10 protein-coding genes and 1 riboswitch are annotated in these 16,522 nt (G+C 69.7%); of the genes, 5 read left to right on the plus strand and 5 right to left on the minus strand.

The genetic code is table 11. The annotated features are described in order from the left end of the window. Positions 1 to 25: 25 nt before the first annotated feature. Entirely contained in the window at positions 26 to 277 is a 252-nt protein-coding gene (locus SB771_RS13030) for a pentapeptide MXKDX repeat protein (protein WP_012363482.1), read from the minus strand. A gap of 257 nt (positions 278 to 534) precedes the next feature. Further along, a riboswitch (TPP riboswitch) is annotated at positions 535 to 652 on the plus strand. 124 nt (positions 653 to 776) lie between these two features. On the opposite strand from SB771_RS13030, the gene thiC reads away from it, so the two are divergent. From thiC to SB771_RS13055, 5 genes are all read left to right on the plus strand, one after another. Continuing rightward, the gene (thiC, locus tag SB771_RS13035; RefSeq protein WP_006754218.1) at positions 777 to 2,708 is read left to right on the plus strand and encodes a phosphomethylpyrimidine synthase ThiC; all 1,932 of its coding nucleotides are present in this window, start codon (positions 777 to 779) and stop codon (positions 2,706 to 2,708) included. A 238-nt stretch (positions 2,709 to 2,946) separates the two neighbouring features. Beyond that, complete coding sequence (locus tag SB771_RS13040) at positions 2,947 to 3,159, plus strand: glycine zipper 2TM domain-containing protein (RefSeq protein ID WP_006754219.1); 213 nt, start codon at positions 2,947 to 2,949, stop codon at positions 3,157 to 3,159. 200 nt (positions 3,160 to 3,359) lie between these two features. Further along, the gene (locus SB771_RS13045) at positions 3,360 to 3,608 is read left to right on the plus strand and encodes a hypothetical protein (RefSeq protein WP_011656438.1); all 249 of its coding nucleotides are present in this window, start codon (positions 3,360 to 3,362) and stop codon (positions 3,606 to 3,608) included. A gap of 142 nt (positions 3,609 to 3,750) precedes the next feature. Further along, positions 3,751 to 4,677, plus strand: a complete 927-nt coding sequence (locus SB771_RS13050; RefSeq protein WP_011656437.1) for a DMT family transporter — start codon at positions 3,751 to 3,753, stop codon at positions 4,675 to 4,677. Positions 4,678 to 5,266: 589 nt separating this feature from the next. Further along, positions 5,267 to 6,547 carry an EAL domain-containing protein gene (locus tag SB771_RS13055; protein WP_175655995.1) on the plus strand — a complete coding sequence of 427 codons (1,281 nt, stop codon included), beginning with the start codon at positions 5,267 to 5,269 and terminating at the stop codon, positions 6,545 to 6,547. A 51-nt stretch (positions 6,548 to 6,598) separates the two neighbouring features. Here SB771_RS13055 and arfB read toward each other — a convergent pair whose 3' ends face one another. The 4 genes from arfB to recC are packed head-to-tail and all read right to left on the minus strand — an operon-like array spanning position 6,599 to position 16,375. Further along, positions 6,599 to 7,003, minus strand: coding sequence for an alternative ribosome rescue aminoacyl-tRNA hydrolase ArfB (gene arfB / locus SB771_RS13060; RefSeq protein WP_006754224.1), 405 nt, complete (start codon positions 7,001 to 7,003; stop codon positions 6,599 to 6,601). Next, entirely contained in the window at positions 7,003 to 9,339 is a 2,337-nt protein-coding gene (locus SB771_RS13065) for an AAA family ATPase (RefSeq protein ID WP_175661749.1), read from the minus strand. The genes arfB and SB771_RS13065 overlap by 1 nt, the downstream gene beginning before the upstream one ends. After that, the gene (gene recB, locus SB771_RS13070) at positions 9,336 to 13,040 is read right to left on the minus strand and encodes an exodeoxyribonuclease V subunit beta (RefSeq protein WP_175661748.1); all 3,705 of its coding nucleotides are present in this window, start codon (positions 13,038 to 13,040) and stop codon (positions 9,336 to 9,338) included. Before recB ends, SB771_RS13065 begins: the two co-directional genes overlap by 4 nt. Then, positions 13,037 to 16,375: an exodeoxyribonuclease V subunit gamma gene (recC, locus tag SB771_RS13075; RefSeq protein WP_175661747.1), complete on the minus strand. Its 3,339-nt coding sequence runs from the start codon at positions 16,373 to 16,375 to the stop codon at positions 13,037 to 13,039. Before recC ends, recB begins: the two co-directional genes overlap by 4 nt. Between the last annotated feature and the right edge of the window lie 147 nt (positions 16,376 to 16,522).

The raw sequence follows: 16,522 nt of genomic DNA on the forward strand, positions 1-16,522 counted from the left end.
GCACCGCCCGCCGCGCCCGCCGGCGTCAGTTCGACGGCGCCATCTTGTCGCTCGGCGTCGTCTTGCCCATTGCGTCGTGGCCCATCGCGTCCTTCTTCATCGCATGCTTCTTCATGGTGCCCTTCTTCATCGCGCCGTCCTTCGCCATCGCGTCGTGGCCCATCGCGTCCTTCGACATCGACGTGCCGTCCTTCGACATCGCATCGTTCTGCGCATGCGCGCTCACGGCAACCATCGCGAAAGCGGCGACACAGGCAGCCAGCAGTCCATTTTTCATGACATCTCTCCGGTACATGGGTTTAAGGAGCCGAATAGACGCAGCATGAGCCTGGAAATGACAGCCGATCGAATATTTTTTTCGGTCGGCGTTTCCGGCAGGAATCGAATGGCCGCGATGCCGCACCGCTTCACCGCGGCGGCCGTGCTGGCGGCCCCGCCGCCGGCTGCGCGCGCGGCCCGAGATGCCGCGGCCGCACCCTCGCCTAAGTTCCGCCCCCGGTTGAAACCGCCGCGAAGCCGGTGTATCGTGTGCCCTTGCTAACGCGGGGGTCCTGCAATGCGTTCGGTCAAACAAACCGGCATTGCGGGTGAGAAATACCCTTTGAACCTGATCTGGATAATGCCAGCGCAGGGAAGCGTACGGATTTCGCCGCCTTCCTTCTGACGAAATCCGCCGCCTCACCAAACCTCGTCTCCTGCTTAGCTCGAGCCCCACATACGTCAAGGGCTCCGGGCAAGCGCCGTAGCGCGTGTCCGGCGCTCACACAGGAGATTGCATGAACGCCAATCCGAAGTTTCTGTCCGCCGACGCCCACGTCGATGCCGCTGCCGTCGCGCCGCTGCCCAATTCGCGCAAGGTTTATGTAACCGGCTCGCAGCCCGACATTCGCGTGCCGATGCGTGAAATCACGCAGGCCGACACGCCGACCGGCTTCGGCGGCGAAAAGAATCCGCCGATCTACGTGTACGACACGTCGGGCCCGTACACGGATCCGGACGCGAAGATCGACATCCGCGCGGGCCTGCCCGCGCTGCGCCAGGGCTGGATCGAAGCGCGCGGCGACACCGAAGTGCTCGACGGCCTGTCGAGCCAGTACGGCCTCGAGCGCGCGGCCGACCCGGCCACCGCCGACCTGCGTTTTCCGGGCCTGCACCGCAACCCGCGCCGTGCGCAGCCGGGCAAGAACGTCACGCAGATGCACTACGCGCGTCAGGGCATCATCACGCCGGAAATGGAATACATCGCGATCCGCGAGAACCAGCGCCGCGCCGAGTACATCGAGAGCCTGAAGTCGAGCGGCCCGAACGGCGCGAAGCTCGCCGCGATGATGGGCCGCCAGCACCCGGGCCAGGCGTTCGGCGCCGCGGCCTTCGGCGCGAACGCGCTCGCCGAGATCACCCCCGAGTTCGTCCGCGACGAAATCGCGCGCGGCCGCGCGATCATCCCCGCGAACATCAACCACCCGGAATCCGAGCCGATGATCATCGGCCGCAACTTCCTCGTGAAGATCAACGCGAACATCGGCAACTCGGCCGTCACGTCGTCGATCGGCGAGGAAGTCGACAAGATGACGTGGGCGATCCGCTGGGGCGGCGACACCGTGATGGACCTGTCGACCGGCAAGCACATCCATGAAACGCGCGAGTGGATCATCCGCAACAGCCCGGTGCCGATCGGCACGGTGCCGATCTATCAGGCGCTCGAGAAGGTCAACGGCAAGGCCGAGGATCTCACCTGGGAAATCTTCCGCGACACGCTGATCGAGCAGGCCGAGCAAGGCGTCGACTACTTCACGATCCATGCGGGCGTGCGGCTGCAGTACGTGCCGCTCACCGCGAACCGGATGACGGGCATCGTGTCGCGCGGCGGCTCGATCATGGCGAAGTGGTGCCTCGCGCATCACAAGGAAAGCTTCCTGTACGAACACTTCGAAGAGATCTGCGAGATCATGAAGGCGTACGACGTGAGCTTCTCGCTCGGCGACGGCCTGCGTCCCGGCTCGATCTACGACGCGAACGACGAAGCGCAGCTCGGCGAACTGAAGACGCTCGGCGAGCTCACGCAGATCGCGTGGAAGCACGACGTGCAGGTGATGATCGAAGGCCCCGGCCACGTGCCGATGCAGCTGATCAAGGAGAACATGGATCTCCAGCTCGACTGGTGCAAGGAAGCGCCGTTCTACACGCTCGGGCCGCTGACCACCGACATCGCACCGGGCTACGACCACATCACGTCGGGCATCGGTGCCGCGATGATCGGCTGGTTCGGCACCGCGATGCTGTGCTACGTGACGCCGAAGGAACACCTCGGACTGCCGAACAAGGACGACGTGAAGGAAGGCATCATCACGTACAAGCTCGCCGCGCACGCAGCCGACCTCGCCAAGGGCCACCCCGGTGCGCAGGTTCGCGACAACGCGCTGTCGAAGGCGCGTTTCGAGTTCCGCTGGGAAGACCAGTTCAACATCGGCCTCGATCCGGACAAGGCGCGCGAATTCCACGACGAGACGCTGCCGAAGGACTCGGCGAAGGTCGCCCACTTCTGCTCGATGTGCGGCCCGCACTTCTGCTCGATGAAGATCACGCAGGACGTGCGCGAGTTCGCCGCGCAGCAGGGCGTGTCGGAAACCGAGGCGCTGAAGAAGGGGATGGAAGTCAAGGCGGTCGAGTTCGTGAAGACCGGCGCCGAGATCTATCACCGTCAGTAAGCGCGCATGGCGATCCGCACGGATCGCCTCGTGACGCCCGGCAGGAAGCCCGCTTTCGAGCGGGCTTTTTTTGCGCCCGCATCACGCATGCCTGCTCAGGCGCGGGAAACAATTGATTACGAAACCGTACCAGGCTTAACAAGTCCTTACAGCAGCGTGGGGGTACGGCGCGTAGATTGGGGTCATGCGCGACCCGGGGGTCGCGCGACTTCCGCCCACTACCACAAGGACAACGATCATGAACTCGATTCGGCGTTTTGGGGTATACGCGCTCCTCGTCGCGACGGTGGCCAGCCTGTCGGCCTGCGATTCGATGTCACGGCGCCAGCGCGATACGGCAATCGGTGCAGGTGTCGGCGGCGTAGCCGGCGCGGCGATCGGCGGCAACGCACTGTCGACGCTCGGCGGCGCGGCAGCCGGCGGCCTGATCGGCAACCAGATCGGCAAGTAAGCCGGTCCGGCGCGTGCCGTGCGACGCGCGGCACGTTTCAGTTTTGACCCGACGGCGTTTCCGCACTGCGGAAGCGCCGTTTTCGCATCCGGCGCAGCCGACGCGCGGAAATGATCCGTTACCGTTTTGCGCACCGCGTCATCGTCGTGCGGCCTAAGCTTTAAGCATCCGCCGATTGCCGGCTACGCCGGAGAAACATCATGAACAGGACCCTCGTCGCCGCGGCGCTCGCGTGCGCGACACTCGCCGGTTGTTACTACCCTTACGGCTACTATCCGTCCGGCTATTACGCAGCGGCGCCGGTACAGACCGCGCCGGTGTATGTCGAGCCCGGCCCCGCGTACTACTATCCGGCCCCCGCGTATGCGCCGGCATGGGGCGGCTATTGGGGCCCCGCGCTGTCGCTGAACTTCGGTTTCGGCGGACGCGGCGGCCATCGCCATCACTGAGCCACCGAGCCGGCCATCCGGCCGGTTCGCGGCGGCAGCGAGCGGATTTCCCGTTTCTTGTCGTTTCATCCGATCGTGAAACGACGGCGTGGTAGCGCGGTGTAAGATTCAGCGCATCCCTTCCCCTCGCCCGCCACCCTCGATGTCGCCCAAGAACGCCTTTCTGCTGACCGTACTCGCCGCCCTGTGGGGCGCGTCGTTCCTGTTCATCCGGATCGGCGTCGCCGAATTCGGCGTCGCGCCGCTGATGGCGTTGCGCGTCGGCATCGGCGCGCTGTTCCTGACGGGCCTCGCGCTGACGCGTTTCAAGCCCGCCGACCTCGCCGCGCGGCTGCGCCGGCATGCGTGGCCATTGTTCGTCGTGGGCCTGCTGAACTCGGGCGCGCCGTTCTGCCTGTTCGCCTATGCCGAACTGACGCTGTCGGCCGGCGTGACCTCGGTGATCAACGCGACCACGCCGCTGTGGGGCGCGCTCGTCGCGTACGTATGGCTGAAGGACAAGCTGTCGCTGCCGCGCGCACTCGGCCTCGTGATCGGCTTTGCCGGCGTGCTCACGCTCGTGTGGGATCAGATCGCGAACGCGCACGGCAGCACCGGCGCCAGCGCGACCGCGCTGGCCGCCGTCGCCGCGCTCGGCGCGACGCTGCTGTACGGCATCGCGGCCAACTATACGAAGCGCAAGCTCAGCGGCGTCGATCCGCTCGTCAACGCGACCGGCAGCATGATCGGCTCGACCGTGCTGCTGCTGCCGTTTGCAATCGCGACCTGGCCCGCGGCGGCGGTCAGTGCACATGCATGGGGCGCCGTGCTCGCGCTCGGCATCGCGTGCACGGGCATCGCGTATTTCATCTTCTTCTACCTGATCGCGCATGTCGGCCCGGCCCGCGCGATTACCGTGACGTTCGTGATCCCGGTGTTCGGGCTGCTGTGGGGCGCATTGTTCCTCAGTGAACACGTATCGGTCGTGATGCTCGAAGGCTGCGCGATCGTGCTCGTCGGCACCGCGCTTGCGACCGGCGTGATCAAGCGGATTCCCGGGGTCCGCCCGCGGGGGGAGGAAGCTGCGTGAGCGGCCTGAGCTGACTGTGCGGCCGGAGCGGACTGCGTGGACTGAGCTGCCTGAGTGGTGTGAACGGTGTGAGCGTGTGAGCGGACTGAGCAGCCTGAGCGGACTGAACGGCGGTGAGCGTGGCGGCCGGCGCCCCACCGGTTCTCTGTTTCGCGTGACGCGCCCGTTGTCAGTTCTCGGTCTTCTTCGAGCACCGCGCGCCCACCGATACGCGCCGAAGCACGGCGTCTTTCGCCCGACGCCGATGACCTCGCGCGGTGCGTAGCCTTCCGGCCCCACCGTTTTCGGAATCCCGCCGCATTCTTCGCACGCAATGCATGCGGGCCACGTTGCGCGGTCGTCTCGGGCTCGACCGGCGCGCCCTCGCGGGGTGCATGCTCCCGGCCGGACAACCCCGCCCCGTGCTGTGTAGCGTTTGCGTCTGGAGTTACCCTGATACGCGCGCCGCGCCATTCCCGTTACACTCGGGACACTCATCCGCAGAAGGCGGTCACGATGCGCCACGTTCTTTCGCGTCCACCTGCGCGTGCGACGGCTTCGGCGTGGCGGCACGACACGGCCCCCCGGAGCGCGCCAGCGCACCACTGACATGAAGGCCTCCCGCGAGCTCTCGCTCGAATCCCTGCTCGAACGCCTGACGCCGACGCCCAGCGGCTGGATCGCCACGTATCGCGAGACGACGCTGCGCAGCGTATTCCAACCCGTGCTGTCGATCACGCACAAACGCGTGGTCGGCTACGAAGCGCTGCTGCGCGTCGTGGACGCGAACGGCACGCTGGTGTCGCCGGTCGCACTGTTCGACAAGACGCGCGCGGCCGCCGACGCGTTGCTGCTCGACCGGCTCGCGCGCTGCCTGCATACGGCCAACTTCGTCGCGCAAGGCATCGGCGACGGCTGGCTGTTCCTGAACGTGACGCCGCGCGTGCTCGATTCGGGGCTCGTGCAGCGCGAATTCGTCGAGGCGCTGTGCCGGCATTTCGCACTCCCGCCGAACCGCATCGTGCTGGAAGTCGTCGAGCAGCCGTCGCGCGACGAAGCCGCGCTCGCCCGCACGATCGACATGATCCAGCATCGCGACTTCCTGATTGCGATCGACGATTTCGGCACCGGATTCTCGAATTTCGACCGCGTGTGGCGCGCGCGGCCGGATATCGTCAAGCTCGACCGCTCGCTCGTCGAACGCGCGACCGGCTCGGGCGAGGATCGCCGCATCATGCATCACCTGGTATCGATGCTCCACCAGGCCGGCGCGATGGTGCTCGCCGAGGGTGTCGAAAACGACGACGCACTGCAGGCGCTGATGGACGCCGATATCGATTTCGTCCAGGGCTTCCAGTTCGGCCAGCCCGATGGATCGATCGCACATGCGAGCGCCGCGGCGCCCGCGATGCTCGATGCCGCGTGGCAGCGTTTCATCGCGCAGCGGCATACGCCGGGGAGCGCCGAGCAGCCGGGCTTCGACGCGATCGAGCGGCTCGTGCTCGCCGGCGCAGCCGCGTTTTCCGCGAGCGGCGACCTGAACGACGCCGCCCAGCGCGTCTTCACGGTGCCGGCCGCGCGCCGCGTGTTCGTCACGGACGAGATCGGCGAACAGTTCCTGCCGTCGATCGGCGCGCCCCCCGAGGACGGCCAGGCGGGCGGCACCCGGCTCTCGCCGCTGTTTCCGGAAACGCACAGCAACTGGTCGCGACGCCCGTACTTCCAGCGCGCAATCGCGGCGCCGGGACGCGTCGCGCTGATGGGCCCGCACTTCTCGCTGACCGAAGGCCGCGACTGCTATACCGCAGCGGTGGCGATTCGCGCGCAAAGCCGCCTCGTCGTGTTCTGCGTCGACTTCGTGCTGGACAGCGCGGGCACCGTGATGCGGTAGCGGGCGCGGCGGCCCGGAACCGTGCGCAACGCCGGCCGGCCCAGCCCTTCGTCAGTCCGTCACCTTCCCTCTTCCCGACTTCACCGCGCTGCGACGCGACTTGTGTTCGAGCCGCCGCTCCTTCGATGCGCGCGTCGGCCGTGTCGCGACCCGCGCACGCGGCGTGAACGCGACGCTGCCGATCAACGCATCGAGCCGCGCGAGCGCCGCGTCGCGATTCTTCTCCTGCGTGCGGTATTCCTGCGACTTGATCACGACGATGCCGTCGCGCGTGATGCGCTGGTCGGACAGCGCGAGGAGCCGCTCCTTGATGACGGGCGGCAGCGACGACGCGCGAATGTCGAAGCGCAGGTGAATCGCGCTCGACACCTTGTTGACGTTCTGTCCGCCGGCTCCCTGCGCGCGCACGGCGGTCCATTCGACTTCGGCCGGATCGAGCGTGTAGCGGATCATCATCACGACGGCTCCTTGCGACGCCGCGCGAGCGCCTCGTCCACGCGGGCCGCGAGGCCCGAATCGCGTTGCGTGCGCGTCGCGACCGCCTGCGCGAGCACGCGCCGCGGGCCGATCACCTGCACGCGCGTGCGTGCGCGCGTGACGGCCGTATAGACGAGTTCGCGCGTGAGCACGCGCCCGAACGATGCCGGCAGCACGAGCGCGGCCTCGTCGAATTCGGAGCCCTGCGATTTGTGGACCGTCAGCGCGAACGCCGTTTCGTGCGGCGGCAGCGCAGCGGGCGACACGGCGCGCGCGGTGCCGTCCGCGCGCCGGAACCACACGCGCAACACACCGTGCGCGTCCGGCAACGCGATGCCGATGTCGCCGTTGAACAGTCCGAGCGCATAGTCGTTACGCGTGACCATGATCGGCCGTCCCGTGAACCAGTGTGCGCCGACCGCGAGCGGCACGCGCGCGGCATGTCGCACGTGCGTGGCCACCAGCGCATTGACGTGCTCGGCGCCGCGCGACCCCGTGCGCGTCGCGCAGAGGATCCGGAAGCGGTTGAGCGCATCGAACAGCGGCAATGGGTCGGGCACCGGCTCGGACAACGCAGTACGCAATGCGTCGAGGTACGCGCCGAACCGGCGCGCGAGCCGCTCGACCGTCGACGCCGCAAGCGTATCGCCCGCATCGTCATGAAACGATGCGGCAGCGGCATCGTCGGTCGGCAACGCATCGAGCGCGGCCTGCACGTCGCCGCGGCGAATCGCCAGCGACAGGCGGCCGATCGGCGAATCGAGACCGAAACGGTAATTGCGTTCGAGCCATACGACGCAGTCTGCAAGCGGTGCGGGCGCGGGCGACGCTGCGGCGTGGTCGTCGGGTTGCGTAGCGACGGCCGATGCGAGCGAGGCATTTGCCGCATTGGCTGCATTTGCCGCATCGACTGCATCGGCCGGATCGAATGGCGCGAGCTCGACCGCGTCGAGCCACGCGAGTTCGTCGGCCTCGATCCATGCTGGATCGGCGACCGCGCCAACACTATCGATGTCGGTCGGCGCGGCCGCCGCAGGTGACAACGAAGCGGCCGGCGGCGCGGCGACATCGGTAGCGGACATCGCTTCGTCCTGCAGATCGTCGTCGAACAGCGACGCCTGGCGCGTATCCACGTTCCGTCGCGCCGGCGGCTTGCGCGCAGCGCTCGTCGATACCGGCGCGGGTGCCGGAGCCTGCGCTGGGGCCGACGCTGGATTGGGCGCCGCAGCAACAGCCGCCTCGCCGTCCGGCACCGGCAACGCCGCGACGAAAGCCGCTTCGTCGATCCCGAGCGCACCCGCGATGCGCGTGCGTGCCGCGGCGGTAAACGTCGGCCGTGCGCTGAGTTCGGCGAACACGGCGCCGGCCTCGACCGCGGCGAGCTGATCCTTGTCGCCCAGCAGCACGAGCCGTGCGCCGGGCGCGAGCGCATCGAGCAGATGCGCGGCGAGCGCGACGTCGATCATCGACGCCTCGTCGACGACGATCAGGTCATACGGCAACGGATTGTCGCGGTGATGGCGGAAGCCCGCCGCCCCGCCGCCGCCAAGCAGGCGATGCAGCGTGTACGACGTGTCGGGCAGGCGCGCGGCGAGTTCCGGCGGCAGGTCGCCCGCCCGCGCGTGCAGCGCTTCCTGCATCCGCTGCGCGGCCTTGCCGGTCGGCGCCGCCAGCGCGATGCGCAGCCCCGGATGCGCGTCGAGCAGACAAGCCAGCACCCCGACGACGGTCGTCGTCTTGCCGGTGCCGGGGCCGCCGCTGACGATCGTCACGCGCCCGGTCAGCGCAACGATCGCCGCGACGCGCTGCCAGTCCACCTCGCCGGTCGCGGGCCCGAAGTAACGCGCAAGATTGTCGCGCAAGCGCTCGGGCGACAGCGCGTCGCCCGGTGCGGCGACGCCGGCCTGCGCGACGAGCGCATCGGCGAGCCGCCGTTCGTAGTCGAAATAGCGCGACAGATATAGATGGTCGAGCCGGTCGACGATCAGCGGCCGCTCGTCGCCGCGCGCGAGCGTACCGAACGCCACGACGCCGCTCGCGGCAAGCGCCGCGCGCACGTCGTCCACCGGCTCCTCGTAGCGCTGCGCGAGCGCGCCGAGCGACACGCACACGTGGCCGCCCGCGGTCGCCCGGCTCGCCGCGAACGCGGCACGCGCCGCCCAGCGTGCGGCCACGGCCGGCGCACCCGCTCGGCGCGACAGGTCACCCATGCGGCGCGCGAATCCTTCCGCGAGCGCGATGCCGAAATCCGCGGGCTCGGGCAGGCGCGCGACGAGGCCGCCGGTGAATTCGAGCGTATCGTCGGACGCGTTCATGCGCGGCCCCCTTCCATCATCCGGTCGAGTGCGTCGACGAGTTCGCGCGCGGGCCGCCGCGCATGCACGCCGGCCGGTTCGCCGCCGCTGCGCCAGTCGGGCCGCACGCCACGCACGAACAGGTACAGGTAGCCCGCCATATGCGTGTCGTAGTCGTAGTCGGGCAGCCGCCCGCGCAGATAGCGATGCAGCGCGACCGTATAGAGCAGCGCCTGCAGGTGATACGCGTGATCGGCCATCGCGACGTCGAGCGCGCGCGGGCCATACGCATCCGGCGTATTGCCGAGATGGTTCGACTTCCAGTCGACGATCCAGAACCGGCCGTCGTGTTCGACGATCATGTCGATGAAACCCTTGATGAAACCGGCGAGCATGCCGGAGTCGAGCGCAACGTCCGGATAGCCGTGCGCCACCAGCAGCCGGCGCAGCGCGCCCAGCTCGAGCGACGGCGCCGGGAACAGGAAACCCATTTCGTCGAGCCGCCTGGCGGGGTCGAGATCCGCAAGCCGCATGCCCGGCACGAGCTCCGTACGCACGACGTCATCGACGAGCCGCGCCATCATCGCCGGCAGACGCGTCGCGAGTTCGGGCTCGGCCTCGACGGGCCGGTCGTGCAGCGCGCCGAGCGCTGCCTGGTGCCATGAATCGGGCTCCGTGAAGCGGCTGAGTTCGAACAGGCGGTGCAGGCACTCGCCCGCTGCCGCACCGCGCGGAAACCGGAGGATGTCGTCGTCCGGCGGCTCGGTAGCGATCGTGTCGACCGCGGCGAACGCGCCGTCCGGCGTCACGGCGGCTAGCGCATCGTGATCGGGCCGAAGCTCGTCGTCCGGCACGACCGCGACGCCGGCCTCCTCGCGCGCCATCGACGCCGTCAGCGAACTGAAGCTCGCCATCCGCCACGCGTCGCGCAGCACGCGCGTCGCATGGCGTGCCGCGAGCGTCTGCGTTGCATCGTGGCCGGCCGTGAGCCGTTCGCGCCGGGCCGGCACCGGCAACGGCGCAACGCTCACGGGGCCGCCGGCCAGCGCTTGCCACGCCGCGTCGAGCACCGCTTCGTCGGGCGGCTCGTCGAGCCACGCGTCGAACGACTGGCCGGCGCCGGCCACGAGCCAGTTCAGCACGCTGCGCCGTGCCTCGCGGGTCGAGCGCGACGACAGATAAGGCCCGGCGACGAGATAGCACCGATACACCGCGCGCGTGAGCGCCACGTAGACGAGCCGCGCGCGTTCCGCCGCCTGTTCGCGCAGCGCCTGGCGCGCGGCATGCTCGGCTGCTTCGTCGTCGCACCCGTAATGCAGCACGGCGTCGCCCGCGTCGTCGTGATACTCGCGCGCGTCCGGCAACCCCGACGCCGGCGGCTCGCGCAGCCCGCCGTCGTTCAGGAACGGACAGAACACGACCGCGTATTCGAGGCCCTTCGACTTGTGCACGGTCACGATCTGCACGAGGTTGCGATCGGATTCGAGGCGCAGCTGTGCTTCCTCGCCGCCACCGTCGAGCCGTTGCGCGGCGAGCCAGCGCAGCGTCGGCGCGATGCCCGGCTGCGCAGACGCGCGCGCCTGCGTCAGTTCGGCCAGATGGTTGATGTCGGTCACGCGGCGTTCGCCGTCCGCGCCCGCCATCAGCCGCTCGGCGATGCGCAGCTCGCGCGTGAACGTGCGCCACATCACCGCGAAGCCGCGTTCGCGCCACAGCAGCCGATAGCGCGAGAAGCGCTCGACCCAGCTCATCGCGTCCGCGCTGTCCGCCGCTTCGCGCGACGCGTCGCCGTCGCCCTGCTCCATCCGCCACAGCGCACCGGCATCGAGGCCGAACCAGTCGGCGGCCAGCGCCGAACGCAAGCGCCGCAAATCGCCCGGCGCGTCGATCGCCGCCAGCACGCGCTCGAGCTGCTCCGCATCGCCGGTCGAAAACACCGACGCCTGCGCAAGCTCGACGCTGCCGATACCCCACGTGGCGAGCACGCGCTTCACGAGACTGCCCTGCCGGTGCGTCTGCACCAGCACCGCGATGTCGCCCGGCGACAGTGGCGTATCGCCGAGCCGCACATGGCCCTCGCGCGCGCCGCGCATCAGCCTGGCAATCTCGGCCGCGCACGCCTGGGCCGCATCCGCCTGCGCATCGCGCTTGAGCCGCGTCCCCTCACCGCCCGGCAGCGTCCAGATCCGGAAATCGCCGGCCGGGCCCGGATCGGTTGCGTCGACGAACGGTGCGCGCACGCGCGTGCCGGCGCGCACCGCGTAATAGTCGAGCCCGTCGAGCACGAACGCGCGCGGGTTCGACATGAAGAAGCGGTTGCACGCGTCGACGATCGCCGGCGTCGAGCGCTGATTGACCGCGAGCGTATAGCACGCGCTCGCGCTTGCCCGTGCGGCAAGATAGGTATGCAGATCCGCCGCGCGGAAGCTGTAGATCGCCTGCTTCGGGTCCCCGACGAGAAAGAGCGGCCCGCCCGGCGAAAAGATCCGGTTGAAGATCGCGAACTGCAGCGGGTCGGTATCCTGGAATTCGTCGATCAGCGCGGCCGGATAGCGCGCGCGCAGCGTCTCGGCGAGCCACGGATGCGCATGCAGCGCGTGATACAGATTCGCAAGCAGGTCGTCGAACGACACGACGCGACGCTTACGCTTGCGTTCGGCCAGCTCGCCCGGCGCGGTGTCGAGCCAGTCGGCGACGAGCGCGAGCCAGCGGGCGCGCTGCGTGGCCTCGGCCGCGGCCACCGCCGCTTCGAGCGCGTCGGCCACGTCGAAGAACGCGTGCTCGGGGGTCACGCCGCCCTTTTTCGTCGCCTTCGCGAGCGCGGTGCGCGTGAGCTTGAGCGCCGCCTTCGGCAGCGCGGCCGCGGCATCGCCCTGCGCGAAATGCGCGCTCCATGCGGCGAGTGCATCGGCGAGCGCGTCGGGCTTGTGCGAGCGCTGGTTGAGCGCCGGCTGCGCGGCGCGCAGCAACGCGTCGATCGCATCGCGCTCGTCGGCCCACAGCCGCGCCGCCTCCGCAAAGCACTCGGCGGCAGCGGCCTCCGCCGATTCGTCCGGTTCGACGACGCCGTCCCAGCGCAGCGCGGCGAGCGGCTTCTTCAACCGGCGCGCAAGCTGGGCGTCGAGCGCGGCCGGGCCCGCGCCTGAATCGACGAGCCACGTCGCGAAGCCGGGCCAGCGCGCGGCTATCGGTTCGACGCGCGTGCGCCAGAAGTCCGCCGCGAGTTCGAAACGCAGCGCTGCATCGTCGGCCTGCATGTCGAACGCGAACGGCATCGCTGCCGCGAACGGGGCCTCCTGCAGCGCACGCTGGCAGAACGCGTGGATCGTGTGGATCGCCGCCTGGTCGAATGCACGCAACGCGCGCCGGATCCGCTTCGCGGCGGTCTCGGGGTCGAGCGTGCCGGCGTCGCCGAGCGTCGTCTCGAGCAGGCGCGCGACGAACGGATCGCCGCCATCGTCACCGGTATCGAGTGCATGCGCGAGCTGCGCGAGCCGCCCGCGGATCCGCTCGTGCAGTTCGGCGGTCGCGGCCTTCGTGAAGGTCACGACGAGGATTTCGTCGGCGCCGAGATCCTTCTCGAGCAGCAGGCGCACGTACAGCGCGCAGATGTTCCACGTCTTGCCGGTACCGGCCGACGCCTCGATCTGGTTGACGCCGTCGAGCGGGCACGCGAACACGTCGAGTTCGAGCGCCGCCTGCGGCTGCGATGCGGCGCTCATGCGATCTCCTTCAGATGTTCCAGCATCGGCTCGAACACGATCCGCGCAAGTGTGCCGAACGGCTCGTCGAGCGACCGTTGGGCGCCGCGCCACGCGATCGCGATGGCCGGATCGTCGGCTTCGCTCACCACGCGCTCGTTGATCCAGACGCTCGCGGCCTTCGCCTCGCCGTCGGAAACGCGCGCCCATGCACTGCGCGGGAAAAACCGCAGCGGCATGCGCCGCCCCGCGCGAAACAGAGCGGCGAGCGGCGCGAGACGCTCGAGCGGTGCAGCGACCGGCGTGAGTTCGAACGCGCCGCCGCTGCCGAACCACAGCGTGCGGCGCGGGCCGTCGGGCTCCACCGCGCAATAGACGAGGTGCGCAAGCCACGCGGACAGGTAGTCACGCGCGCTCGGCCGCGCATAGCGATAGATGATCTGGCCCGTCGGCGTCAGCCGGTTCAGCGTGCCGTGCAATTCGAGCGGCGCACTCAGCGCGTCGCCCGACAGCATCGCGTCATCGGCACCGAACAGCGCCTGGTCGGTGTCGGGCCATGCGGGCGCGATCGCGAGCGTGAACGGCCGCCGCTCCATGCCGTCGGCCAGCGCACGGCGCACGTTCGACGCAAGCTGCATCATCGAGCCGAGCGCCTGGTCGCGCCAGACGGCACCCGTCGCGCCGCCGGGCAGTTCGGGGCTGGCGTCCGCGATGCGCAGCGCATGATCGTGCACGCCGCCTTCATCCGATTCGATCAGGAGCGGCAGCACGCGCTCGGCGAGCGCGTCGCTGCCGGCGAAGTCGAGTGCGAACGGCTCCGTGTCGAGCAGTTCGGCCTGCGCGTCGGACAACACGATGCCGAGCCGCGCACGCAGCAGCGCGCGGGCCGGATGCCGCCAGAAACGTTCGAATTCGTTGAATGCAACCGGCTCGACCGGCTCGGCCGGCAGCGGCTGCGCGAAGAACGGCTGCTCGCGCGTCGCGTCGCGCGCGGCTTCGGCCGCCAGCAGCGACGCGAGCGTCGCGCGCTCGGCGTCGTACGACGCCAGTTCGCTGCCGGGCCGGAAATACTCTGCCGCGAACGGTTGCAGCGGATGCTCGACGATGAACGCGCGTCGCGCGGCATCGACGGCGCCCGGTGCGGTGTCCGCGCCAGCCGTGACGAGCGCGAGATGGTCGAGCAGTTCGTCGACGAGCGCCGCGGGCGGCAACGGCGCATTGTCGCGAATGCTTCGCCCCGTATAGGCGATCAGCAGCCGATCGCGCGCCGCGAGCAGCAGGTCGAGAAACAGGTTGCGCTCGTCGTCGCGGCGCTGGCGATCGCCGAGCTTCGGCAGGACGGCCATCAGGTCGAACTCGTCCGCGCGCGCGAGGCTCGGCAGCACGCCGTCGTCCATGCCGAGCAGGCACACGACGCGGTACGGCAAGCCGCGCAAGCTCGTCAGCGACGAGAACGTGACGCCGCCCCACGGCACCCCGCCGCGCGCCGGATCGTCGAGCGCGGCCGTCAGCCCCGCGCGCACGACGGCCGCGGGCAAGGCCTCGTCGGGCGCGCCTTCCGTCATCGCGGCGAGCATCGCGTCGAGCGCGTCGCGCACGCCGGCGAGCGCATCGGCATACGCGGCGCCGGAATCGAAGAAGCGCGCGAGGGTGTCGGCGAACAGTTCGCTCCATGCGCGCGGCGTGTGCGCGCTGGCGAGCCGCCGCACGAAGCCGTCGAGATCGTCGGTAAAGCGCGCGAGCCGGCCGAGCAGTTCGGCCTCGCTGCCGGTGGCCGCCTCGATCGGCAGCCACGCGCCGACGGGTGCCGCGCCTTCGGGCATCGCATAGCCGAGGAAGAGCCGCGCGAGCGCATCGGAGAACGTATGGCGCGGCGCCGGCACCGCCGCATCGTCGCTCGCCGTTGGCGACAGCCCGCGCCGAGCGCCGGCGGCCGCGAGCCAGGTCTGCACCGTCTCGAGCGCGGCGGCGTCGATGCCGTAACGGGCCGCGACCGCGTCGACGCGCAGCCATTCGACCAGCTCCGGCGCGCCGACCTGCCGCTCCGGCAACGCGAGCCATTCGAGCAGCACGCGCGCGACCGGGTTCGCCTGCGACGGCGGCAGGCCGGTGATCCGGTAAGGCACGCGCGCGCCGCCGGCGCCCGCCGTGCCGAACACCGCATCGATCAGCGGCCCGGCCGCCGCGAGATCGGCGACCGCCACCAGCACATCGGACGGCTGCAGCGTCGCATCGGCGTCGAACCACGCGAGCAGGCGATCATGCAACACCTCGAGCTGACGCGCGAGACTGTGGCACACGTGCACCTCGATCCCGCGCTCGGCCGGCGCTTCGCCGAGTTCGGCTTCCGGCTGCAAGTCGAGGATCGCGTTCTGCACGCGCGCGAGCCAGGTCGGCGCGGGATTGCCGACGAAGCGCGACGCGTCGCCCAACGCGGCGCTCTCGGTCAATTCGTGCAGCATGTGCAGTTGCGCCTGCGTCTGCCGGCCCCACTCCGCGAGCAACGGATGGCCGACTTGCTGGTAGTCGAGCCGGCCGGCCGCATCGAGCGCCTCGGCATGCGCGGCGGTGACGATGTCGAACCAGAATTCGCGGCACGGGTTGAGCGCATAGACGCGCACGTCGATCCAGCGCGACAGCTCGCGCAGCAGCGCGACGTGCAGCGGCGGCATCGTCGGCAGCGCGAACACGCTGACCGATTCCGGCCAGTCGGCGCGCGCGACGGTTTCGGCATCGAGGTTGCGCGCCTCCACGAGGAAGCGATGCGCGGGCGGCGTGCCGCTGTCGCTCAGCTCGGCGAGCAGCGCGCGCCACAGCGCGGCCTGCCAGTGCTCGTCGTCGCGTGCGGCATCGCTGATCCCGCGCGGCGCGGCGTCGCCCGCGAGCACCGACTCGCCGGCCTGCCACGCGGCCAGCCATTCGGGCCGATAGGTCAGGTAATGATCGAGCACGGCCGCGACGCGCTGCGCCAGCTCGTAGCGCATCGCGTCGTCGGACGCGGACAGATACGCGGCCAGCCGCGGCGACGCGAGCCACGGCGCGTCGCCCGCGGCCTGCGCGAACAACCGGTAGCAGCGCCACACGAGGCGGTCGGGTGCGAACGGCGAACGCGCGGGCACCGTCAGTACGCGGCCGATCTGCGCCCACAGCCACTGCGCGAGATACGTGAACTCGACGTTCGCGCACACGCCGTGGCGCGCGGCGATGTCGAGCTCGAGCCGGCGGCGCAGCGCCGCGCTCGGCACGATGACCTGCTGCGGCGCCCACGGGCCGTTGCGGGCCGGGAACGCGGCGAGGTCGTCGAGCAGTGCGTCGGCGAGCGTTTCGTGACGGTTCGAATAAAAGAGATGGAGCATCAAGCGGGTGTCGAAGCGTCGCGCCGGCCGGGCCGGGCGTACAGGAGCACCAAGGATAGCAAAAGGACCGGCACCACGAAGCTCGGCCGAACGGCCAAGTTTTGCGGACCGCGAAATACGATAGACTCGTCGCCAGTCAATACGCCG

It is taken from the genome of Burkholderia sp. SIMBA_051 (genome assembly GCF_046534915.1).
Taxonomy (GTDB): domain Bacteria; phylum Pseudomonadota; class Gammaproteobacteria; order Burkholderiales; family Burkholderiaceae; genus Burkholderia; species Burkholderia ambifaria.